Origin of the sequence: Candidatus Fusobacterium pullicola (assembly GCA_018883725.1) — a bacterium.
Taxonomy (GTDB): domain Bacteria; phylum Fusobacteriota; class Fusobacteriia; order Fusobacteriales; family Fusobacteriaceae; genus Fusobacterium_A; species Fusobacterium_A pullicola.
In genome coordinates this window covers 1-22,635 of the sequence record JAHLFN010000025.1, presented here as the reverse complement: position 1 = coordinate 22,635, position 22,635 = coordinate 1, and the positions used below count along the sequence as shown (strand labels likewise).

Annotated in this window: 23 protein-coding genes; 5 read left to right on the top strand and 18 right to left on the bottom strand. The window is 29.8% G+C overall.

Annotated elements, in window-relative coordinates; translation table 11 throughout:
* From IAA47_03165 to IAA47_03150, 4 genes are all read right to left on the bottom strand, one after another.
* Positions 1 to 374, bottom strand: a 374-nt coding sequence (locus IAA47_03165; protein MBU3841975.1) for a hypothetical protein, incomplete at its 3' end; no start/stop codon positions are given.
* An 81-nt stretch (positions 375 to 455) separates the two neighbouring features.
* Complete coding sequence (locus tag IAA47_03160) at positions 456 to 2,408, bottom strand: fructose-1,6-bisphosphatase (protein MBU3841974.1); 1,953 nt, start codon at positions 2,406 to 2,408, stop codon at positions 456 to 458.
* 58 nt (positions 2,409 to 2,466) lie between these two features.
* Positions 2,467 to 5,031, bottom strand: coding sequence for a pyruvate, phosphate dikinase (gene ppdK, locus IAA47_03155; protein MBU3841973.1), 2,565 nt, complete (start codon positions 5,029 to 5,031; stop codon positions 2,467 to 2,469).
* Between the two features lie 14 nt (positions 5,032 to 5,045).
* On the bottom strand, positions 5,046 to 5,648 hold the full coding sequence (locus IAA47_03150) for a helix-turn-helix transcriptional regulator (GenBank protein ID MBU3841972.1): 603 nt from the start codon (positions 5,646 to 5,648) through the stop codon (positions 5,046 to 5,048).
* 192 nt (positions 5,649 to 5,840) lie between these two features.
* On the opposite strand from IAA47_03150, the gene IAA47_03145 reads away from it, so the two are divergent.
* Positions 5,841 to 6,401: a hypothetical protein gene (locus IAA47_03145; protein MBU3841971.1), complete on the top strand. Its 561-nt coding sequence runs from the start codon at positions 5,841 to 5,843 to the stop codon at positions 6,399 to 6,401.
* Positions 6,402 to 6,430: 29 nt separating this feature from the next.
* Here IAA47_03145 and IAA47_03140 read toward each other — a convergent pair whose 3' ends face one another.
* Positions 6,431 to 7,288, bottom strand: coding sequence for a YitT family protein (locus IAA47_03140; GenBank protein ID MBU3841970.1), 858 nt, complete (start codon positions 7,286 to 7,288; stop codon positions 6,431 to 6,433).
* Between the two features lie 190 nt (positions 7,289 to 7,478).
* Entirely contained in the window at positions 7,479 to 9,827 is a 2,349-nt protein-coding gene (locus IAA47_03135; GenBank protein MBU3841969.1) for an aminotransferase class I/II-fold pyridoxal phosphate-dependent enzyme, read from the bottom strand.
* 119 nt (positions 9,828 to 9,946) lie between these two features.
* Here IAA47_03135 and IAA47_03130 point away from each other — a divergent pair, with 119 nt between their 5' ends.
* From IAA47_03130 to IAA47_03115, 4 genes are all read left to right on the top strand, one after another.
* Positions 9,947 to 10,537, top strand: coding sequence for a phosphoribosylformylglycinamidine synthase subunit PurQ (locus IAA47_03130; GenBank protein MBU3841968.1), 591 nt, complete (start codon positions 9,947 to 9,949; stop codon positions 10,535 to 10,537).
* A 71-nt stretch (positions 10,538 to 10,608) separates the two neighbouring features.
* Complete coding sequence (locus IAA47_03125; protein MBU3841967.1) at positions 10,609 to 11,088, top strand: peptidylprolyl isomerase; 480 nt, start codon at positions 10,609 to 10,611, stop codon at positions 11,086 to 11,088.
* 75 nt (positions 11,089 to 11,163) lie between these two features.
* The gene (gene rpiB, locus IAA47_03120; GenBank protein MBU3841966.1) at positions 11,164 to 11,595 is read left to right on the top strand and encodes a ribose 5-phosphate isomerase B; all 432 of its coding nucleotides are present in this window, start codon (positions 11,164 to 11,166) and stop codon (positions 11,593 to 11,595) included.
* 13 nt (positions 11,596 to 11,608) lie between these two features.
* Positions 11,609 to 11,953, top strand: a complete 345-nt coding sequence (locus IAA47_03115) for a histidine triad nucleotide-binding protein (protein ID MBU3841965.1) — start codon at positions 11,609 to 11,611, stop codon at positions 11,951 to 11,953.
* A gap of 81 nt (positions 11,954 to 12,034) precedes the next feature.
* Here the strand turns inward: IAA47_03115 and IAA47_03110 are convergent, their stop codons facing one another.
* The 12 genes from IAA47_03110 to IAA47_03055 all read right to left on the bottom strand — a co-directional run.
* Positions 12,035 to 12,592 carry a hypothetical protein gene (locus IAA47_03110; GenBank protein ID MBU3841964.1) on the bottom strand — a complete coding sequence of 186 codons (558 nt, stop codon included), beginning with the start codon at positions 12,590 to 12,592 and terminating at the stop codon, positions 12,035 to 12,037.
* Between the two features lie 21 nt (positions 12,593 to 12,613).
* Positions 12,614 to 13,834, bottom strand: coding sequence for a U32 family peptidase (locus IAA47_03105; protein MBU3841963.1), 1,221 nt, complete (start codon positions 13,832 to 13,834; stop codon positions 12,614 to 12,616).
* A gap of 20 nt (positions 13,835 to 13,854) precedes the next feature.
* Positions 13,855 to 15,195: a replicative DNA helicase gene (gene dnaB, locus IAA47_03100; GenBank protein ID MBU3841962.1), complete on the bottom strand. Its 1,341-nt coding sequence runs from the start codon at positions 15,193 to 15,195 to the stop codon at positions 13,855 to 13,857.
* Between the two features lie 13 nt (positions 15,196 to 15,208).
* Positions 15,209 to 15,658, bottom strand: a complete 450-nt coding sequence (rplI, locus tag IAA47_03095) for a 50S ribosomal protein L9 (GenBank protein ID MBU3841961.1) — start codon at positions 15,656 to 15,658, stop codon at positions 15,209 to 15,211.
* 15 nt (positions 15,659 to 15,673) lie between these two features.
* Positions 15,674 to 16,477, bottom strand: a complete 804-nt coding sequence (locus IAA47_03090) for a hypothetical protein (protein MBU3841960.1) — start codon at positions 16,475 to 16,477, stop codon at positions 15,674 to 15,676.
* A 12-nt stretch (positions 16,478 to 16,489) separates the two neighbouring features.
* Complete coding sequence (gene dnaX, locus IAA47_03085; GenBank protein MBU3841959.1) at positions 16,490 to 17,938, bottom strand: DNA polymerase III subunit gamma/tau; 1,449 nt, start codon at positions 17,936 to 17,938, stop codon at positions 16,490 to 16,492.
* Between the two features lie 6 nt (positions 17,939 to 17,944).
* Entirely contained in the window at positions 17,945 to 19,336 is a 1,392-nt protein-coding gene (locus IAA47_03080) for a sigma-54 dependent transcriptional regulator (GenBank protein ID MBU3841958.1), read from the bottom strand.
* A 16-nt stretch (positions 19,337 to 19,352) separates the two neighbouring features.
* Positions 19,353 to 20,291 (bottom strand): energy transducer TonB, encoded by a 939-nt coding sequence (locus tag IAA47_03075; GenBank protein ID MBU3841957.1) that lies wholly within the window; start codon positions 20,289 to 20,291, stop codon positions 19,353 to 19,355.
* A gap of 10 nt (positions 20,292 to 20,301) precedes the next feature.
* Entirely contained in the window at positions 20,302 to 20,733 is a 432-nt protein-coding gene (locus IAA47_03070; protein ID MBU3841956.1) for a biopolymer transporter ExbD, read from the bottom strand.
* A 9-nt stretch (positions 20,734 to 20,742) separates the two neighbouring features.
* Positions 20,743 to 21,354: a MotA/TolQ/ExbB proton channel family protein gene (locus IAA47_03065; protein MBU3841955.1), complete on the bottom strand. Its 612-nt coding sequence runs from the start codon at positions 21,352 to 21,354 to the stop codon at positions 20,743 to 20,745.
* A 69-nt stretch (positions 21,355 to 21,423) separates the two neighbouring features.
* On the bottom strand, positions 21,424 to 21,768 hold the full coding sequence (locus tag IAA47_03060; protein ID MBU3841954.1) for a hypothetical protein: 345 nt from the start codon (positions 21,766 to 21,768) through the stop codon (positions 21,424 to 21,426).
* A gap of 12 nt (positions 21,769 to 21,780) precedes the next feature.
* The coding region (locus IAA47_03055; GenBank protein MBU3841953.1) for a hypothetical protein at positions 21,781 to 22,635 on the bottom strand (855 nt) is incomplete at its 5' end.

The following is a 22,635-nucleotide window of genomic DNA, read 5'->3' as shown; positions in this document are numbered from 1 at the left end:
ACTCCATCTTTATATTTAAGGTCTCCTCCACCTGCTATTCCTCCGAATGTCCAAAACAGTGCTGAATCATCCTCTACCTTATACATAGCAAAGTTAGGAATAGGTTGTAAAAGGTCAGCTTTTAGCTCTTGACCATTATAATTCATTTTCTCTTCCCCTACAGCTAACTCTATCCCTGCATGGAAGTAAGTTCCATTTTGTAAATGAACAAGTCCAGCTGGGTTATAATAAACAGATGCGTTGTTTATCATACCATTCTGAGCTTGGTTTCCTAAATATTCTGGTGTATATGTTTGAATGTGGTCAATAGAAGCTGAATAAGCATTTGAGCTTAATACAGCCGCTAAAGCTAACAATCCTAATCTTTTTTTCATTGTTCCTCCTAGTATTATTTTATAACATATGTAATATAACATCCTTTCTTTAATTTTTAATTAAAAAAAAATTAATTTTTTTTAATTTTGAGAAATTAAACATTGATTGTAAGCCTTTAATAATTTTTTTAAATCATTTACTTGAGCTTGTAACTCCTTTCCAATATCAGTATCCTTTACTCTGATTCTATTTATTCCCACATCCTCTATTACTCTCGTAAAAGAAATAATATCTCTTCCCTCTCTTACACTTTTTTCTATTGATTCAAATAGTTCATGTGCCACTATTTTTAACCCATAAGAATTATATATAAGAGTATATCCTGCTATTCCAGTTTCTTTTTGATATGCTTTAGAAAATCCTCCATCTATTAAATAAAGTTTCCCATTTGCTTTTATTGGACTCTCACCTTTCAAAGTCTTTACAGGTACATGTCCGTTTATAATATGTGAAACATTCGGATTTAATCCAAACTCTTCCAATATTTTTCTACAAACCTTTTCTTCATTATAATATATATAGTAAGGATTTTTACTTTCTATATGACTACTCTTATCATCTATAAAATATCTTTCAAAAGTTTTCATAGCATTTTTTCCAAAAAGTGGTGAATTTTTTCCACACCACAAATACCATAAGAAGTCATTATTAAGTTTATTTTTTATCTTTTTCTCTCTAAATAAATAGGCTTTCCTTACTATTTCTTCTATTTTATCTAAATATGCTTTCCCCTTTAAAGCTGTTCCAAAAATATCTATCTCTTTTAACTCCCCTTCCGCATTTAATGGTATACAACCATGATAAAGTAAATTAGAATTATATTTTAAATAAATTCCACCATTCGTAAATAAAAAATTAATATGTTTCTGTAATCTTTCACTATTTATAAAAAATTTCTCTAACTTCTCAATTATCTCCTCCTCTTCATCTGTAAGAAGATAAGGATTTTCTCTATTTATAGTTGGAAAATTTGTATCATTTAATCTATACTCCTTTTCCTCTACTACAACTACTCCTCTATCAAAATCTATTTTATCCAGAAATTGTCTATCTAACAATTCAAATTTTGGGTTTCTTTTTGCCATATCTCCCTCTATTTTAAATTGAATAATTGAAATAGCTTTATGTATTTGTGCCATAAGTAATGTTTTTTCCTCACCTTTTGGTATAAACTTTTCACAGTTATCATCCCCATAAATATCCATAGCAAATTTAGCTAGGGGTAACAAATTTATTCCATACGCCTCTTCTAATATATGAGTATTTGAATATCTAGCACAAATTCTTACTACATTAGCTATACAGGCTCTATTTCCAAGTCCAGCTCCTATCCATAATATATCATGATTTCCCCATTGTATGTCTACATTATGATGATTAATTAAAGAATCCATTACCAAGTGTGGACTACTACCTCTATCATAAATATCTCCTATTATATGTAATTTATCTATCATTAATCTTTGGATTAAGTTAGCTATTGATCTAATAAACTCCTTTGCTCTACCTAATGAAATAATTGTATCTATTATATTTTCTATATATTCTCTTCTATTAGGGAGCTCTCTTCTTTCATATATCAATTCCTGCAAAACATATGCAAAATCCTCTGACATTGCCTTTCTTACCTTTGAACTTGTATATTTAGAAGCAATAACACTACATACTTCTATCATTCTATAAATTATCTTTTTAAACCACATATCTATATTATCTCTATTTTTTTTCATATATTCTATTTTTTCCTCTGGATAATATATAGTACTTGCTAATTCCTTTTTTTCAAAATTACTCAATTCATCCTTAAATATACTATTTATTTTCTCTCTTATTGTTCCTGAGCCATTTTTTAATATATGCTGAAATAGTTCATATTCCCCATGAATATCTGTTAAAAAATGCTCTGTTCCCTTAGGAAGATTTAATATTGCTTGTAAATTTATTATTTCTCTTGTTGTTTCTGAAATATTTTTAAATTTTGTGGCTAATAATCTTAAATACTTTTGCTCTAATTCTTCATCTTTTCTCTCCATATTTTCCTCCACTAAAAAAACTAAGAGCTAATACTTATAACTCTTAGTCTTTCCTCCCTTAATTTTTATATTTTATATAACTTTGAGCTGCTGAAACTATTGCTACTAGCACTCTAAATGGTGAACAACTCACATAATCTAAGCCAATTTTCTCAAAAAACTCTATGCTTTTAGGGTCTCCTCCATGTTCTCCACATATTCCCATTTCTATATTTGGATTTTCTCTTCCAAGCTCCACAGCTAATTTTACTAATTTTCCCACTCCTCTTTCATCTATTGTCATAAAAGGCTCTACTTTTAATATATTATTCTCATAATATTTAGGTATAAATTTTACTGAGTCATCCCTTGAAAGTCCCATTGTAGTTTGTGTTAAATCATTTGTACCAAAAGAGAAAAAATCTACCTCTTTTCCTATTTCATCAGCTAATAAGCATGCTCTTGGAGTCTCCATCATAGTTCCTATTTTATAATCTATCTCCATATTTTGCTCTTCAAAAACTTTTTTTATCTCTTTAATTAAATTTTTCTTAATAAATAGTAACTCCTTTGCTCCTATAACTAAAGGTATCATAATCTCTGGTTTTACATCTATCCCCTCTTTTTTACATTGAATTCCAGCTTCTATTATTGCTCTAACCTGAGTATTATATAGTTCTGGACGAGTTACTGCTAATCTACACCCTCTATGTCCTAACATTGGATTTTCATCTTTTAACTCCCTTGTTCTTTTCTCTATCTCTCTTAAAGATACTCCTAATATCTTCGCCATTTTCTCTTTTTCTTCCTGTTCTTTTGGTAAAAACTCATGTAAAGGTGGATCAAGTAACCTTACTATTACTACATCATTTCCAATAATTTTAAATATATTATAAAAATCTTTCCTCTGTAATTGATGTATATTCTCAAGAGCTTTATCTATCTCTTTAGGATTACAACTTAAAATCATCTCTCTTATTGTCCATATCTTATTATCTTGAAAAAACATGTGTTCTGTTCTACAAAGTCCTATTCCTTCTGCTCCAAATTTTTTCCCTAATTTAGCATCTATAACTGTATCTGCATTCATTCTAACCTTTAATCTTTTTATATTTTTACACCAATTAACAAATTCTTCTAAGTTTTTATCAAATTTTGGTTCTGTAAGCTCCAATTTTCCTAAATAGATATTTCCAGTGTATCCACTTATTGAGATAAATTCACCTTCCTTTACTATATGACCATTTATATTCATCTCTCTCTTTATTTCATCTATTTTAATTTCACCACAACCAGTTATACAGCATTTTCCCATTCCTCTTGCCACAACAGCTCCATGAGAAGTTACCCCTCCTTTTACTGTAACAATTCCTTGAGCTATACTCATTCCTTTTATATCTTCAGGTGATGTTTCTTCCCTCACCAATATTGTCATCTCTTTATTGTGTACTCTTTCAGAAGAAAAAACAACTCTTCCTATGGCTACACCAGCTGAACCTGCTAATCCCTGTCCTAAAAGTATTGCATTTTTTAAAGCTTTCTCCTCAAAATTTCCATGTAATAACTGTGGTAATACCTTTGAATCTACTTTTAATATAGCTTCCTCTTTTGAGATTAATCCCTCTTTTACCATATCCACTACTATTTTTATTGCAGCATATGGAGTTCTTTTTCCATTTCTCGTTTGAAGTATAAAGAGTTTTTTATCTTCAATGGTAAACTCTATATCTTGCATATCTTTATTATGCTTTTCTAGTATATCTACTACCTTTAAAAGCTCTTCATATACCTCAGGTAGTTTCTCCTTTAAAGTAACTATTGGTTCAGGTGTTCTTATCCCAGCTACTATATCTTCTCCCTGTGCTTTTAATATATATTCACCAAAAATTTCTTTATCTCCAGTAGAAGGATTTCTAGTAAAAACTACTCCTGTTCCAGATTCATCATTCAAATTACCAAATACCATCTCTTGAACTACTACTGCAGTTCCCATATCCTCATCTATCCTATTCAATTTTCTATAAGTCTTAGCTCTTTCATTTTCCCAAGAGTTAAATATTGAATTAATTGCCATAAAAAGTTGCTCTTTAGCACTTTCAGGAAATTTTTCTCCACTCTCTATACAATATAAATTTTTAGCTTTTTCAATAAAATTTTTATCTATTTTCCCACTTAAATTTTCCTTTAATTTACAAAATTTTTCTCTTTCTATTCCCATTACTATTTCTGAAAACATCTCTATAAATCTATAATATAATTCAAATACAAAATCTTCATTTTTAAATAAATGAATCATATTTTCCACTACCTTATCATTCATACCTAGATTTAATATTGTATCCATCATTCCAGGCATAGAAACTGGTGCTCCAGATCTCACAGAAACAAGTAATGGTTTTTCTCCTTCAAATTTTTTACCTGTTAGTTTTTCTAGTTTATTTATTTGCTCTAATACCTCATCCCTTAATTCCTCATTCAAAACTTTTCCTTTTTTGTAATACTCTTTACAAGCTTCTGTAGATATGATAATTCCCTCTGGGATAGGAAGATTTATTTTTTTCATTTCAGATAGATTTCCCCCTTTTCCTCCCAATAGATTTATCATACTTTTGTTTCCTTCATCAAATAAATAAACTCTTTTCATGGTATCTCTCCTTATTATTTACCAAAATTTTCTAAAAATAATCTTGTTATTGTTGTTTTGGTTACTCTCCCTATAGCCTCATAAAATTTTTTCCCTTCAATTTCCTTTATTTTAACAACAGGAATTGAGTCTATTTGATGATCTATAATCTTTTTTACTGCATCTTTTATCTCATCACTCTCTTCACAAAATATTATATTAGGTATTCTTGTCATAATTATATTTACAGGAATCTTATTTATGTCTTTATTACCTATCGCTATCTTTAATAAATCTTTCCTAGATACAACTCCTACTAACCTTCCCTCTTCTGTTATAAGAATACTTCCCACATCCTTTGCAAATATTTGTAAAATAGTATCATATACAGAAATATTACTTTCAACTGAAACCACTGGTCCCATTATTTCATATACAAATTTTTTATCCGCTGTACCTTGATATACGTATCCAATTTTTGGCTTAGATTTCAATATTCCTTTTCCTATAAGAACTGAAAAATCTGTTCTTAAGGCTGATCTTGTTAGAGATAGTTTTTTAGCTATTTCATCTCCTATAATAGGTTGATTTTCTTTTACTATTTCTACTATTTCTTTTTGTCTTTGTGTAAGTAACATAACTCTCCTTTTAGTGTACACTAATTTTGTTAAATGATATCAAACATGTTTATATTTAATATATATCATTATTTTTCTAATAAGTAAATATTTTTATAAGTGTACACTTTATATTTTTAAATAATATTTTAATAATTTTTTTATTTTTTATGGTATAATATCTTTGAAAAATTTTACAAAAAGGAGAGATTAATGGGAAAATTTGTCTTTTATTATTCAGTAGTAGGAGCTAGAAAAAGTGCTGAACTTATTCTTACTGCTCATAGAAATATGATGGCTGGTAAAAAAGTTGCTGTATTTCAACCAGCTACAAACACTAGAGATGGCGGAATGATAAAGAGTAGAGCTTTAAAAGATGGAATGGATGCTATTATTCTTGACCAAAGTTTTGACCTTTACACTTGGTGGCTTGAAAATAAACCTAATCTTATCTTAATAGATGAGATTCAATTTATCACAAAAAAACAAGTTGATGATTTAGTAAAAATAATAAGAGATTCTAAAACATTAGTTTTTGGATATGGATTAATGTCAAATTTTATGGGAGAGCTTTTTGAAACAGTTTCCTATATGTTACCTTTTGTTACTAAAATTGTAGAGATTCCAACTGTATGTGAAGTGTGTGGAGATGCTAAAGCCACTATGAATATTTTAGTTGATGAGAGTCAAAATAAAAATGGTGGAGAAATAATCATAGGTAACCACTTTAAAGGTGTTTGTCTAAGATGTTTCTTAGAGCATAAAGAAAAATAAGATAGGAATTGCTCCTATCTTATTTTTTATCACTGTTTCTTATTATGAAGAGATTTAAAACCCTCTCCTAAAACTTCAGATACATCTGAAATAGTTAAAAAGGCAAAAGCATCAATCTCTTTTACTATATTTTTTACCTTTGTTACTTCAAATTTACTTACAACACAAAAAAGTAAGTCTATCTCTTTTCCAGTGTAACCACCTTTACCCTTAATAATTGTTGTTCCTCTTCCTATTTTATCCATTATTTTACTTTTTATCTCTTCAGATTTTGTAGATATTATTGTTATCCCCTTAGATTTTGTGTATCCATCTTGGAAATAATCAATAGCCTTAGAAACAATTGCCATAGATATCAATGTATACATAACTATCTCTTTTCCAAAAAATATAGTAGCAACTCCCAATATAACTATATCAAGAAAAAGCATAGTTCTCCCCATAGGTATATCAAAATATCTATTTAGAATACGAGCTATTATATCTGTTCCTCCAGTTGAACCATTTACCATAAAAATAAGTCCCAATCCTATTCCAATTAGAACCCCTCCATAGATTGAGCCTAACATAATGTCACTAGATGGACCTTTCCAATTTTGAGTAAGAGTAATTAAAAATGAAAGACAGCTTGTTCCATAAAGTGTTTTAAATAAAAAATCTCTTCCAACTAACCTCCATCCAATTATTAATAATGGTATATTTATTACAAAATACATCACTCCTACAGGTAATTTAAAAAGATAATAGAGTATCAAACATATTCCTGCTACTCCTCCTTCAGCTAAATGGTTACTTATAAAGAAGTAATTGATTGATATAGCATAAAAGAAACACCCCAATGTAATAATTGAGTATTCTTTTAGATATTTTAAAATTTTAGAATCCACTTTTCCTTCCTCCTAGTTCTTTATTATCAGCATAGTTTACTTTTATTTCTTATCCTACAATATATTATACTCTATTTTATCAAAAGAAAAAAGGGTAAGAATAAAAACTTTAATAAAAAAACTACACCCATTATCTTAGTTATCTAAGACTTTGGGTGCAGTACATAATTTAATATTTTTTAATTTTTAATTAGTCTGGATTAACTACATACTCAGTTAATTCATTTACAAAGTCAAGAGTTTTGTTATTTTTATCATTAACAGGGTTAAACTCTACTATATCAACTGATGTTACAAAGTAGTTTTTAAATAAGAATTTGAAAGTTTGGAATATTTCATCAGTTGTAAATCCGTTTCTTACAGGTGTACTTACCCCTGGAGCTAACTCTGGATTTACAGAGTCAACGTCAAAACTTATATGTAGATTATCTACTTTTAAGTAGTCTTGTATCTCTTCTAATATTCTATCTAAACCTTTTTGTAATACTTCATCATGGTATATTACTTTAACACCTAATTGGTCAATAACTTCTCTCTCTTTAAAATCTAAATCTCTAGCACCAAGTATTACTACATTTTTGCTGTCAATCTTTGCTCCTTCATAGAAGCAGTTTACTAGGTCTCTGTCCCCAGCACCTTGTAATAATGCTAGTGGCATTCCATGGATATTTCCAGATATAGTAGACTCATCTGTATTCATATCTCCATGAGCATCTATCCATACTACTCCAATCTCTTTTTCTAGTGACACTCCTGAAATACTTCCTAAAGCTATTGAGTGGTCTCCTCCAATTATTATTGGTCTATATCCATCTCTTACAGCTTCATTTACAGAAACAGCAAGTTTTTCACAAGTATTTAAAATAGTATTTTTATATTTTAAATTCCATTCATTGAAATTTTCTTTTTGTTTTTCTACCTCTATAACTTCCATTTCATCAAATGTATCTGGATAGTTTTCACGTAATACATCTATTCCAAATTCGATTCCAGCTTTGTTTGCTCCTAAGTTCATTGGAACACCAAACATCTTGCTCTTCATCTTCTCTGTATATAGATAGATTGCGTCTTCCTCTTCAATTACATTAATATACTCTAACTCTGGATCTTCCATTCCTTGTACATGAAGCTCAGCCTCTCTTAAGTCATTAATATAATCTATTATCTCTGCAGAAATTCTCTCTCCTGGAGTAATTACTGGTATTCCTGGTGGATAAGCCATTATCATTTCTCCACAGATTTTTCCTTCACTTTCAGAGAATAATACCTTATTCTTTTCACTATAGAAAGCCTCTCTCGGTATTAATACTTGCTCTGGAATAGGTGGCATCTTTAAAAATTCTCTTTTTAATTTATTTCCTTTTCCATAGTATCTTTCACTTATATCTTTTAAAGCACTTATAAGTTTATCTATACTTTCATCTGTATCTCCAATAGTTACTAATCCTAATACGTTATAAAAATCAGATAGCTCCATTTGAATATTATACTCTTCTGTAAGTATAGTTTCTAGTTCTGAACCTGTAAGTCCTAATTCCTTAGCTGTGATTGTTATCTTTGTAGGATCAAAGGCGAATACTCCCTCTCTTCCTACTATCTCCTCTCCAAAGCATGACATACCAGGGATTCTATTAACTTCAGTTCTGAAACGTTTAGCAAGCTTTATAGCCTTATCTAATAATTCAGTTCCCTCAGTTGCTATCTGTCTTCTAGCACAGTCTAGAGACGCCATTAAAGGATATGATGGAGATGTTGTGTGTAGTAAGCTTAAAATCTGTTTTACTCTATTTGTGTCTACTCTATCTGAGTTTACATGTAAAAGAGACATTTGAGTCATAGCACCAATTATTTTGTGAGTACTTTGAGTACAAATATCTGCTCCTGCATCTACAGCTGAAACAGGTAGATCATCATGGAAATGTAAATGTGGTCCATGAGCTTCGTCTACTATTAGTGGTATATCGTAGCTATGAACTATATCAGCTATCTTTTTAATATCTGTAGCTACTCCATAATAAGTAGGGTTGATTATTAAAACAGCTTTTATATCAGGATGTTGTTTTAGCATATTCTCAACAGTTTGAGGTCTTACACCGTGGGCTATTCCTAACTCCTCATCTACTTCTGGATTCATATATATTGGTTCAGAACCACTTAATATAATTCCAGCTGATACTGATTTATGTACGTTTCTAGGTACTAATATCTTTTCTCCTGCTTTTACAACAGACATAATCATTGCTTGAATAGCTCCTGAAGTTCCATTTACAGCAAAGAAACTTTGTTTTACACCATATGCGTCAGCAGCTAATTCTTGAGCTTCCTTTATACAACTTTTTGGTTGGTGTAACCCGTCTACCATTTTAAATATTGTAACATCAATGGAAAAAGGTCCATTCCCCATAAAATCATAAAATTCTTTATCTACTCCTTTTCCTCTCTTATGTCCAGGTACATGAAATGGAAGTATATCTCTTCCTGCATATACATCTTTTAACGCAGAGAATAGTGGAGTTTTACTTTGGTCTAGCTTTGACATCTTACCTCCTTTGATTATTGTTTTTTTTATTTAAATGTTATATAATTTTCTTGTACTGATGTATTGTAAAGCTTTTTGATAAAATAGTCAATCATTTTTATTTTTTTTAGGAGAAAAATATGTATAGAATTTTATTAATCATCTCAGAAGGGGCTGAAATTCTTGAGGTAGCACCCTTTATTGATATTTTTGGTTGGAATAGCATTGTAGGAAAAAAGAACATTACTTTGATAACTGCTGGATTTCATAATACTATTTCTAACACTTGGAATACTAAGATATTAGCAGAGATAAATTTAGAAAAAGAGGAGATAGATATCTCTACATTTAATGCTCTTATTATTCCTGGAGGCTTTGGTTTTAAAGGTTTTTTTAATGATATGAAAAATATAAAATTTAAAAATATTATACAAAACTTTGTAAGAAAAAATAAAATCGTAGTTGGAATATGTACTGGAGTCATAGCTTTGGGAGAAGCTGGTGTTTTAACTAATATTAAAGCTACTACTTATTTATATGATAACAATAGATATTTTAACCAACTTTCAAAATATGGAGCTATTCCTATTCGTGAGGAAATTGTAATATCCGATAATATTATCACTTGTTCAGCACCTAAAAATGCTATAGAAGTTGCCTTTTATCTTCTCTCTCACTTTACTGGTGAAGAAAATATGAAAAAAGTAAAATATAATATGGGATTTTTATAAATATATAGACATACTTAAAAATTTGTGATATTCTGTAATTAGATACTAATATTATATAAAGAGGTGAAATTATGAAAGTTTTAAAAGATAATGTTATAACATTAGAATTTAAAGTTTATGACAACGATACTAATGAGCTTTTAGAGGATACAAAAGAGGTAGGACCATTTTTCTACATTCATGGAGAGGGGCAATTCGTACCAAAAGTTGAAGAAATTTTAGAAGGAAAAGAGAAAGGATTCTCTACTACTATTATGATATCTCCTGAAGAAGGGTATGGAGAGTATGATGAAGAGCTTATCGAAGAGATGAAGAAAGAAGACTTCGTAGAGTTTGATGATATCTATGAAGGAATGGAATTTATAGCTGATATGGACGATGGAACTGAGCAACAATATGTTATCACTTCAATAGAAGATGATATCGTAACTGCTGATGGTAACCACCCATTTGCTGGAAAAAATCTTAGATTTGAAGTTCAAGTAACTGGAATAAGAAAGGCTACTGAAGAAGAGTTAGAACATGGACATGTTCACTTTCAAGGATTCTAATACTTACATTAATTAACTACAGGACTGGCTTTAGTCAGTCCTTTTACATGAAATACATATATTTAAGGAGGAAAAATGAAAATAGCTTTAGGTGCTGACCATGGAGGATTTGAGTTAAAGGAGAAAATAAAATCACATCTTTTAGGAAAAGGATTTGAAGTTTTAGATTTAGGAACTAACTCAACAGCTTCTGTTGATTACCCTAAATTTGGACACGCTGTAGGACATGCTGTTGTTAATAAAGATGCTGACTTTGGAATTGTAGTGTGTGGTACTGGTATTGGTATCTCTATTGCTGCTAACAAAGTTCCTGGAGTAAGAGCAGCTCTATGCACAAATACAACTATGGCAAAATTAACTAGAGAACATAACGATGCTAATGTATTAGCATTAGGTGGAAGAATAGTAGGAGATGTTCTTGCACTTGAAATGGTAGATATCTTCCTTTCAACAGCTTTTGAAGGTGGAAGACACTCTAACAGAATAAATTCTATTGAAGCTATATAATGGAGATGATTTTATGGCAACTATTTTTACAAAGATAATTAATAGAGAGATTCCTGCTAATATTGTTTATGAAAATGATAAAGTTATTGCATTTAAAGATATCAATCCTGCTGCTCCTATACATATATTAGTAGTTCCTAAGAAGGAGATAGCAACTATAAACGATATCCAAGCTGAGGATAGAGAGCTTATTGGTGAAATGTATCTTGCTATTGGTAAAATTGTAAAAGATTTAGGAATAGATAAAGAGGGATATAGAATTATCACAAATTGTAACGAATTTGGTGGTCAAGAGGTATTCCATCTTCACTTCCATATCTTAGGTGGAAAAAGATTAGGAGCTTTATTAGCTGACTAATTTATTTTAGTGCTTAAATCAATAGCTTATTATAAAAGGATTGATTCCTAAGTTTATTAGGTCTCAATCCTTTTAATTTGATTATTTTTTATTTAATTCAGATTTTATTACTCCTAATATTTCGTAATAATCTCTTACACAGATATCTAAATATTGTTTCTGTTTTGGATAATTATTTGGGAATAATTCTTCAGCAGAATTTTTATATATCTCTAATACTTTTTCAGGTATTTTTACAGCATTTAAGGTTTGAGCTATCTCTTCCTTAGCTTTTTCATTTACTTGAGTATCTACTACAACATCTCCCTGTTTAGCTTCTTCTACTCTTCTCACTACCTCTTTGTAATCGTTTATCTCATCAGGTAAAACTTGAAGTTGTTTAGCATAGTTACTTCCATACATAACCTCTAACTTCTTTTTTATTTTAACATACTCCTCCTGAGGGATTCCTGACTCTTTAGCAATTTCATCCATTTTCAAGTATGATCTTTTTTGCCAATTTATATAATTAGTTCTTTGAGTTCCTTCAAAACTTCTAGCTGATTTTGCAATATTCCTTTCAACACTTTCAGGAATATCTGAATCTGCAAAAGATAGTGTATTTAGTATCAATATCCCTGCAAATAAAAATTTTCTCATAATTATCCCCCTCTAATCTACTTAGATTTTTTTTCTTAGCATATCTAATTCATCTAGTTCTGCATCTAATTTTATCTTTACAAAAGAGTTTGGATTAGCTGCTTCTACTTCTCCTACCTCTTTATCTTTATTCATAAGAATCATAGTAGGTAGAGTTATCTCTCTAACTTCTATTCCTGGACTTACCACTTCTAATTTTTCTCCAACTAATAATCTATTTCTAATAGCTAAAATATACTCATTATTTGGTAATTTTTGCTCTACTTTTGCTACTAATTGATGAGTTTGGCTATATGAATTTCTATCATTATAGTTTTGAGACTCTACTCCTGCTTTACCAAGATAGAATCCCTTTGTATAACTTCTATTAGATGTTGATTCTAACTCCTCTAACCATTTAGGATTATATTTATAGTTTCCAGAGTAATAACTATCTATAGCATCTCTATATACTTTTACAGCATTAGCAACATAATAGATACCTTTCATTCTTCCTTCTATTTTTAATGAATCCACACCTAAATCTAATATTTTATCTATTATCTCTATTGTACAAAGATCTCTTGAGTTAAATATGTATGTTCCATGTTCATCTTCATATACTGGCATATACTCTCCAGGTCTAGTTTCCTCAACTAAATTGTATTTCCATCTACATGCTTGTGCACAGTCCCCTCTATTTGCATCTCTACCTGTCATGTAGTTACTTAATAGACATCTACCAGATATAGCCATACACATAGCTCCATGTACGAATACCTCTAACTCTATATCAGGAACTTTTGCTCTTATCTCTGCTATATTATCTAATGAAATTTCTCTAGCTAATACAACTCTTCTAGCTCCTAAATCTTTCCACATTTTTACAGAACGCCAGTTTGTGTTACTTGCTTGTGTACTTACACTGATAGAAAGATTAGTATTTTCTTTAACAACTTGGAATACTCCTAAGTCAGCTACTATAACACCATCTACTCCTATTCTATCTAAAAACTTTACATAGTCAGGTAATAGATCTAACTCTTGGTTATGAGGAATTACATTCAGTGTTACATAAACTTTTTTTCCTCTCTCATGTGCATAGTTTACAGCATATTCTAACTCTTCATCTGAAAGATTGTTACTTCCAGCTCTTAAATTAAACATCTTTCCACCTAAAAATACAGCATCTGCACCATAGTGTAGAGCCATTTTAAATTTCTCCATATTTCCTACTGGAGCTAATAATTCTACTTTTTTCACTTTTAATCAACCTCTCTTAATTATTCAACTCTTGATGTAAAATTCTCAAACTTAGTATATTCATGGAAGAATCTAAGTTTTATTGTACCTACTGGTCCATTTCTTTGCTTACCTATAATTACTTCAGTAAGTCCCTTATCTTCAGATTCCTCATTATAGTAATCATCTCTATACAAAAACATTACCATATCAGCATCTTGCTCTATAGCCCCAGATTCTCTTAAATCTGAAAGCATTGGTCTTCTATCGGCTCTTTGTTCAGTTGCTCTGGATAATTGAGATAGAGCAATTATTGGAATATCTAACTCTCTAGCTATTCCTTTTAAAGCTCTTGATATTTCAGATATTTCCTGTTGTCTATTATCTCCACGAGTACTATTTCCCTTTATTAATTGAAGATAATCTATTATAATCATATCCAACTTACCAGCTGCTTTCAATCTTCTTGCTATTGCTCTTATCTCTAATACATTTACATTAGGTAAATCAGCAATATTTATCTCTGAATTGGAAAGCTTCATACTTGCAAGTCCCAGTTTACCCCAGTCATCTGAATCTAGAAATCCATTTCTTATTTTTTGAAGTCCTATTCCTGCTTCTATTGATAAAAGTCTTTGTAATAGTTGTGAGCTAGACATCTCTAAACTAAATAATAATACACCTTTTTTACTCTTCATAGCCGCATTTAAAGCTAGGTTTAAAGCAAAGGCTGTCTTTCCCATTGCCGGTCTAGCAGCTAAGATTATAAGATCTGAAGGGTGAAAGCCACTCGTCATCTGATCAAAGTCAGAAAAACCAGAGGATATCCCAGTAGCCACTCCCTTATTTTGATAAACTTTTTCTAATCTTACAAATTCTTGAGCAATTACATCTTTTAAACTCACTAAATCTTTTGAATCTACATTCTCAGATATTTTAAATATCATTCCCTCAGCTTTGTCAAGGATAGTATCTACCTCTTCATAACCTTCATAGGCAAGTTCTACTATTTTAGTTCCTACCTCTCCAAGCCTTCTTAAAGTTGATTTCTCCTTAACAATTTTTGCATATTCTAGTATATTAGCTGCAGTAGGTACATCTGAAATTATATCAAATAACAGCTGCTCTCCTACTAACTCATCAAACTTTTCATTCTTTTTTAACTTATTTACTACAACAATTGGATCTATTCCTATACCACTGTTATAGATATCCCTCATTGCCTCATAAATAAGTTTATGTCCATTTTTATAGAAGTCATTAGGATGTAGTATCTCTACTATATCACCAAATATATCCGGCTTTAAAAATATTCCCCCTAAAACCGATTTTTCTGCCTCTATACTACTTGGAACTTTTTTTAAATTTTCTACGTCTAGCATTTTTACTCCTCAATTATTGAGCTTTAGCTATTATCTTTACCTCAGCTTTAACATCTGTATGAAGTTTTATAACTGCAACATGCTCTCCTAAGCTCTTTATATTACACTCTATTTTTTTTCTGTCTATTTTTACTCCAAATGTTTCTTCAAGAGCTACTGCTACCTCTTTATTAGTGATAGCTCCAAATAGTTTTCCATTCTCTCCAGTTTTTACAGCTATCTCAACTTTTTTAGCTTCTAATACTTTCTTTAACTCTTGAGATTTTATTTTTTCCTCTTCTTGTTTTTTAGCTTCTTTTTTCTTTTTATTTTCTATTTTTTTTAGCTCTTCAGGAGTTGCAATAATTCCTTTATTATTTTTTATTAAAAAATTATGTGCATAACCGTCAGCAACTGTTACTATATCCCCTTTTCTTCCTTGTCCAGCTACATCTTGTGTAAGTATTACTTGTATTTTTGCCATTTTTCTATCCTCCAATTATTTTTCAAGTTTATTTTTATCTATCTTAAATCCTCCCAAAACCCCTATCAAAAAAGTTCCGTAAGGAAATAATAAAGCTACTGTTACAGCTAACATATTTGAAAGTCCTTTATATTTTATTTTTTTACTAAACATTGAATATAGTGTTTTTATTCCAAAAAATACAAAAATACACTCCCCTATATCAAATATGTTATTAATATAAAAGTTATCTATCTTAAATAGATGTATTATGAAATATCCTATCACATATAGTAATAACCATTCAAAAGATATTTTCCATTTTGAATAATCCTTTATATCTAAAGATACATACATCATAAAAACAGTTAAAATAGAATAGATAAATATATAATATATTGAACTATCCTTTATCATATTGAAGATCTCTAAACTTTCACTTCTACTTATTTGAAAATTCTTTTCATATATCTCCATGAGAAGTCCCATATTATTATTTATATCATCTTTTAATAAAAATAACAATCCCCCCATTATAACTGTTACTAATAATGAAATAATTATTATTCTATCAAATTTCTTAACCTTATCACCTTTATAAATAAAATATTTATACAATCCCTCTATAACTACAAAAAAACCTATATAAAATAATAATAACCATGGATTAATCAAAGCTATTAATAGCATTGCCACTATATTGACTATTATTTTTTCTTTCGATGTAAATCTCTTCATCTTCTTTATTTTATAGATAGGAAGAGTAAAACTCATTACCGGCATAAGAAGTGAAATAATAAATAGAAGAACTACTGATAATGTACTACTTATTAAAAACATTTTTCCTCCCTATTATACCATAATTTCTCCACCAAAGAAATCAACAATTTTTTTTGTAAAATCTCCACTATCCTTATCACTCTCTTTTTTCTTTCCAATAGTGATATATTTTACCTTTAATTTTGGATCAATCAATCTTCTTAGAACATCTACAAAAACATCATTATACATAGTTGTTTCCATCTGTTCTTTACAAAAACTACTTTCTGAATCAAATCCAATATAAAGAGTATCTTCTTCTAGCTTATATGGTTTTGCTGCTATTAAAAAAGCTCCTAAAGTTATCTTCTCTTTTTTTGCTTCCTTCAATATCTCTTCCCATTTTCTACTTATACTCTCTAAAGTTAGCCCTGTTAATCTCTCTTTTTTACTTACCTCTTGTTTTATTTCTTGAGGTATCTCTCTTTCTACAACTCTCTCTATAACTACTTCACTATTTTTAGAATTACTCTTCAAAAGATTATCCACTATAACATAGCCTACTAATCTCTTGTCCTCTTCATATTTGAACTTATTTAATGAATCAAATATACAGCCTATTATATTAAGACCACTCTCTATATCTAACTCTCCTTTTGCCATAAGTCCTTTACAATATTTAGCAAAATCTTTAAAAAATAGTTCTATCTCTACCGAATCATTCCAAAATCTATCTAAAGTCTTTACTAAGTTAGTATAATTTTTATTCTTTACTTCCTTTAGAAACTCCTCCATCTTTTTAGCCGGAGTAACTCCTAATACCTCTTCACTTTTATCAAGTGTTATATCCTCTCCAAGGCAAGTTACCATTATTCTCTCTAGTATAGATACAGCATCTCTCACACTTCCACCAGAGTTTTCATATATTAACTCCAATACTTCATCAGGTATATTTACACTCTCATTCTTTGCTATAAAGTTAAGTTGTTCCTTCATTTCATTCAATGATAAAGTTTTAAAATCATATCTTTGACATCTTGATATAATAGTTGGTAATATTTTATCAGCCTCTGTTGTAGCTAATATAAATATCACATGTTCAGGTGGCTCTTCTAAGGTTTTTAACAGTGCATTAAAAGCCTCCTTAGTAAGCATATGTACTTCATCTATTATATATATCTTTTTTCTTCCTTTTACTGGCTGATAATTTATCTTCTCTTTTAATTGTCTTATCTCATCTATACCTCTATTTGAAGCAGCATCTATCTCTACTAAGTCCATAAATGTTCCATTATTTATAGCTAAACAGTTCTCACACTCATTACAAGGTTCATCTGTAACTCCATTTTTTAAACAGTTTACCCCTTTTGCTATAAGTCTAGCAAGAGTGGTTTTCCCCACTCCTCTAGGCCCTGTAAATAGATAAGCATGAGAGGTTTTTCCATTTCTTAGAGATGTTTTTATTGTCTTTACTATCTCTTTTTGTCCAGCTACCTCTTCAAAATTTTTAGGTCTATATTTTCTATATAATGTTATATGCATATTTTTTTACTCCAAACCATAGTTGCTCATCTTTGTTCTTAAAGTATTTCTTGTTATACCTAATATCTCTGCAGTTTCTACCTTTTTTCCATTAGTCATCTCAAGAACTTGACGAATCAACTCTTTTTCTACTTTCGATATTATATTTCCATAATAATCACCTTGATTATTATTTTTATATTCTAATATCTCCGATTTTATCCATTCTTTTAAATCATAAATCTGCCCTTCACCTTTTTTCTTAGTAATTTTAGTCCCTAAGACATTACTTGGTAAATCCTCAATCAATATAGAAGTCCCTCTACAAAGTGCTACAGCAGATTTTACAGCATTTTTTAGCTCATTTACATTTCCAGGCCAATCATATCTCATCATTTTTTTTAATGCTGGTTTACTAACTCCTTTAACATTTTTATGTAATTCATCATTACACTCTAATAAATAATGATCCACTATTAAAGGAATATCATCTTTTCTATCTCTAAGTGGAGGAATATTTACCTCCAAAACTCTTAACTTTCTATATAGTTCATCTATGAACTTCCCTTGATTAATTAATTCCTCTAAATTTTCACAGGTAGTAGCTACAACTCTTATATCTATCTTTATAGGTTCAGCTCCTCCCATTCTGAAAAATTCTCCCTCTTCTAAAAAATATAGAACTTTAGATTGAAGATCTAGACTTAATGATTCTATATTTCCTAAGTGTAAAGTTCCTCCATTAGCTTTTTCTAATTCACCTATTTGAGGAAATACTGCTCCTTTAAAAGCTCCCTTTTCATACCCAAACATCTTTCTTTCCAATAAATCATTGTGGAAAGATGTACAGTTTAAACTTATTAAAGGCTTATTTGACCAATCACTAAATTGATGAATAGCTTTAGCTACACTTGTTTTTCCCGTTCCCTTCTCTCCTACTACTAGAACTGGAACTCTACTTGTTGCAACCTTTCCTATCATTTTGTATAGCTCTACTATCTCTTTTGTCTGTCCGATAAGCTTATCTCCTGAACTTTTATGTTTATCTATTCTCTCGGCTAAAAGTTTATAATCCTTTACAGATTTTTCTATGATTTTTATTATAGTAGGCGTTTCTATAGGTTTTAAAATATAGTCATAAGCTCCAGCTTTTACACTTCCTGCTACAACTTTTAAATTAGAAGTTTCTCCTAAAACAATTATAACTCCTTTTTTCTGATACTCTCCTACCTTTTTTATAAGATTTATTAAAGCTTCTTCTTGTAAATTCTTCTCCTCAATTATAATAGCTTCATATTTTTTATTTTTCAAATAATCTATAAAATCACTTATATTATCAGCAAAAGTCAACTCATTTTCATAATTATTCTCTAATTCCTCTTTTAAACTTCTCTCCAATCTAAATCCTAAAAGAACCAATTTTTCCACCTCTTTACTAATTTACTTTCCCTTTCAATGTAAAATTATACTCTAATATTACATCTCCTTTTACACTAAGTCCATTTTTGCTCAAATAAATTTTCCAAGTTCTTCCCACTTCTTCAATTGCATTATTTATTTCAGGAACACCACTTCCTCTTTCAAGTCTAAGCTCCTTAACATTCCCATTTTCATCAATGTTCATTCTAATTTTTACACTACCGTGTAACCCTTTTAATTGGGCTGATTCTGGATATACAGGCTCCTTATTACCACTATCCCATTTAGCTACTATATCTCCATCTTCTGTTCCCAATTTATAACCACTAGGTAACCCCTCTATCTCTCCCGATATTTCTAATATCCTATCAAAAGAAGAGTCCTTACCTATTTCAGAGTTAAAAGCTATTTTATTATCATCTTTTAACTCTAATTTTTCATTCTCTACCGAGATTAATTCCTTTGATAGCGTTATCTCTTTATTTAATCCTCTCTTTGTTACTACTCCACTTTGTAACTCTTTTTTAGGAGCCTCTAATTTTATTACCTCTCTATATCCTCCATCAGGATGTTTAACAGTCATCACTTGTACTTGTGGAGTTGACATATTATTTGCTATACTATTAAGAGCTGATAAATCTATCTTCTCCGTAGACTTTCCTACTGGTTTTTCCTCTATTTTTTTCTCCACCTTTTTCTCTGTCTTCACTTCTACTTTAGGTTGCTCTTTTGGTGGTGGGTTTTTCTTTTTTACCTCTTCCGTATTTTTCTTTTGAGAGCTATTACTATTTCTTTCTCCCTCTAACTTTGTTCTATTTTGATTGTCATAATTTACCAATCCTATTTTTATCTTTTTATTCTCAATTTGATTGTTTGATAATCCTGGAATCAAAAAAACTATAACTAAATTTATTATTGCTGAAAGGAGTAAACTAATTTTTTCCTCTTTTTTCATAGACTCCTCCTTATTTTTTATCAGCAGTATCTATATCTAAAGAATTAGCACCAGCTTCCTTTGATATAGTCATTATCTCTACTATATATCCATAATCTAATCTTTTATCTGCACTTATAATTACGTTTCTCTCTTGAGATTCAGATAGTTTTTCTGCTAGTTTTTCCTTTAGATTTTCAGTAGTTACACTTATTTGCTCTTTCTTACCATTTTCCTTATAGTTAAGTATCATATTTTTATCTTTATCTACAACAATTTGTACCTCTTTTACCTCTGATACCTCTTTTATTGTTGATTGTGGCAAGTCAATCTTGATTCCACCTTTCATATCATCAAAGGTAGTTGCCACTAAGAAAAATATTAATAGAAGAAATACAACATCTATAAGTGATGTAAGTTCAAGCATCAACTCATCTTTTCTCTTACGTCTCTCTAACTTCATAATACTCTCCTATTTTCTAAAATAATTTATAAGTTCAGTTGTTGTTATCTCCATATCAGATATTATCTTTTCTATTTTTTTATTAAAATAGTTATAAAAAATAAGAGCTGGTATTGCCACAAATAGTCCTCCAGCAGTTGTAAACAGTGCCTCAGATATACCTCTAGCTAACACCGAAGGATCTCCAGTTCCATGAACAGATACAGCTTGGAAAGCTTTAATCATACCTGTTACCGTTCCAAGTAGCCCTACAAGAGGAGTTAAATGAGCAGCTAAAGAGATTATCCACATATTTTTCTCTAAAGCTATAAGTTGTAACATAGCTTTTTCTTTTCCTTTTTCCTCTAACTTTTCAGGTGTTGAATTCGGATTTCTATAAAGCTCATATAGTACCTCTTTTAATACCCTAGAAACAGAACATCTCTCCTTATTTAGCATAATAACTAGTTCTTTTATCTTTTTATTATCTAATTGTTCTTTTATATCCTTAGTTAAAAAGCTTCTATTATTTTGTTCATTTTTCTTAAAATAGATAAATCTTTCAATAACTGCCCCAAGACCTACTATAGACATAGCAAGTATAACATACATTAGCATTCCACCATTTGTTAAATAGTACATTACTCCTCCTAATATTGTAAAATTATTCCAATCTCCCAATAAATTTTAAATAAATTTATGAATCAAATATTATAATGCTATTATTAGAGCTACTACCCCTAATCCACCTATAATATATTTCCAAAACGATTTTTTTTCTACACCTTGTGATAATTCATCTTCTAAAGCCGACTTGTCTCCCTGTACAACTTTAATCTTTTGATTCTGGTTTTGATAATTGTCGTTAGTTACTTTAATAGCTCCTGACTCAACTTTTTGCCCTTCTAAAATGACCTCTTCAGTAGGTATCTCTCTTATCTCTAATTGCTCTTTATTTATCCCTTGTACCTCTTTATCAAGTGCTGTTATCCCTTCTTCAGCTCCTACAGCACACATTGCTGATAATAAAAATAATATTGTTACTGCTTTTCTCATACTATTCTCCTCCTAGTTAAAAAATTGATTATATTTTACCGAAGCTTGTTCATCTATGTTTTGAAGCTCATTATAATATTTTTTAGCTTCTATCTTATTTCCACTTTTTAAAGTATAGAAAATCATTTTTTCCAAAACAAAACTTCTATACTGAAACTTCGGAAGTGAATATAACTCTTTATAAAGCTTTATAGCATCTTCCTCTTTTCCTAATTTTTCATTTAGTTGAGCTGCCTTTAATTTAGATAAATTTGAATATTCTCCATTAAATAAAACATACCCTTTTGTATATCCTCTTAATGCACTTTCATTTTTTCCTTCCAACTCATCGATATTTGAAAGCTGATATAACACATAATCCTTATACGGACTACTTTCTAAACTCTCTACTCCCAAATAATATGATCTAGCCTTTTCATAATTTTTACTATTAAAATAATAATCACCTAAGTTTACACCAGCATAATCTTTATATTTAGTTCCTGTAAATAGCGTTTCATACTCCTTAATAGCTTCATCTTTTTTTCCTTGTTTTTCATAAAGTTGAGAATTATAATAACTTTTAATCTCTATATTTCCTATACCAGCTATATATTTCATAGCTTCATCTAATTTATTAGAAGCTAACTGAATATCTAAAATTTTAGTCGCAGCTTCTTCCTTTATGGTTGTATCTTTTGAAATATCATATAATTTTTCATATGTAGCTAGTGAATTTTGCTTTTCTCCCTTTCCTTCATAAAGTTGACCAGCTAATATATATACACTTTCTCTCATATTTGATTTAGGATATTTTTTTAAAAACTTATCTTTTTCTTTTTCAAATTCATCAAACTTACCTAAACTTATTAAAGAATTAAGATACCA

What these genes read in the sequence shown, in the direction of transcription:
- ppdK (MBU3841973.1), bottom strand. Translation starts at nt 5,031, where the DNA reads ATGAAAAGAGTTTATTTATTTGATGAAGGAAACAAAAGTATGATAAAT.
- dnaB (MBU3841962.1), bottom strand. Translation starts at nt 15,195, where the DNA reads ATGCTAGACGTAGAAAATTTAAAAAAAGTTCCAAGTAGTATAGAGGCA.
- IAA47_03075 (MBU3841957.1), bottom strand. Translation starts at nt 20,291, where the DNA reads ATGAAAAAAGAGGAAAAAATTAGTTTACTCCTTTCAGCAATAATAAAT.
- IAA47_03150 (MBU3841972.1), bottom strand. Translation starts at nt 5,648, where the DNA reads ATGTTACTTACACAAAGACAAAAAGAAATAGTAGAAATAGTAAAAGAA.
- IAA47_03145 (MBU3841971.1), top strand. Translation starts at nt 5,841, where the DNA reads ATGGGAAAATTTGTCTTTTATTATTCAGTAGTAGGAGCTAGAAAAAGT.
- IAA47_03115 (MBU3841965.1), top strand. Translation starts at nt 11,609, where the DNA reads ATGGCAACTATTTTTACAAAGATAATTAATAGAGAGATTCCTGCTAAT.
- IAA47_03110 (MBU3841964.1), bottom strand. Translation starts at nt 12,592, where the DNA reads ATGAGAAAATTTTTATTTGCAGGGATATTGATACTAAATACACTATCT.
- IAA47_03135 (MBU3841969.1), bottom strand. Translation starts at nt 9,827, where the DNA reads ATGTCAAAGCTAGACCAAAGTAAAACTCCACTATTCTCTGCGTTAAAA.
- IAA47_03070 (MBU3841956.1), bottom strand. Translation starts at nt 20,733, where the DNA reads ATGAAGTTAGAGAGACGTAAGAGAAAAGATGAGTTGATGCTTGAACTT.
- IAA47_03065 (MBU3841955.1), bottom strand. Translation starts at nt 21,354, where the DNA reads ATGTACTATTTAACAAATGGTGGAATGCTAATGTATGTTATACTTGCT.
- IAA47_03125 (MBU3841967.1), top strand. Translation starts at nt 10,609, where the DNA reads ATGAAAGTTTTAAAAGATAATGTTATAACATTAGAATTTAAAGTTTAT.
- IAA47_03090 (MBU3841960.1), bottom strand. Translation starts at nt 16,477, where the DNA reads ATGTTTTTAATAAGTAGTACATTATCAGTAGTTCTTCTATTTATTATT.
- rpiB (MBU3841966.1), top strand. Translation starts at nt 11,164, where the DNA reads ATGAAAATAGCTTTAGGTGCTGACCATGGAGGATTTGAGTTAAAGGAG.
- IAA47_03060 (MBU3841954.1), bottom strand. Translation starts at nt 21,768, where the DNA reads ATGAGAAAAGCAGTAACAATATTATTTTTATTATCAGCAATGTGTGCT.
- IAA47_03130 (MBU3841968.1), top strand. Translation starts at nt 9,947, where the DNA reads ATGTATAGAATTTTATTAATCATCTCAGAAGGGGCTGAAATTCTTGAG.
- dnaX (MBU3841959.1), bottom strand. Translation starts at nt 17,938, where the DNA reads ATGCATATAACATTATATAGAAAATATAGACCTAAAAATTTTGAAGAG.
- rplI (MBU3841961.1), bottom strand. Translation starts at nt 15,658, where the DNA reads ATGGCAAAAATACAAGTAATACTTACACAAGATGTAGCTGGACAAGGA.
- IAA47_03160 (MBU3841974.1), bottom strand. Translation starts at nt 2,408, where the DNA reads ATGGAGAGAAAAGATGAAGAATTAGAGCAAAAGTATTTAAGATTATTA.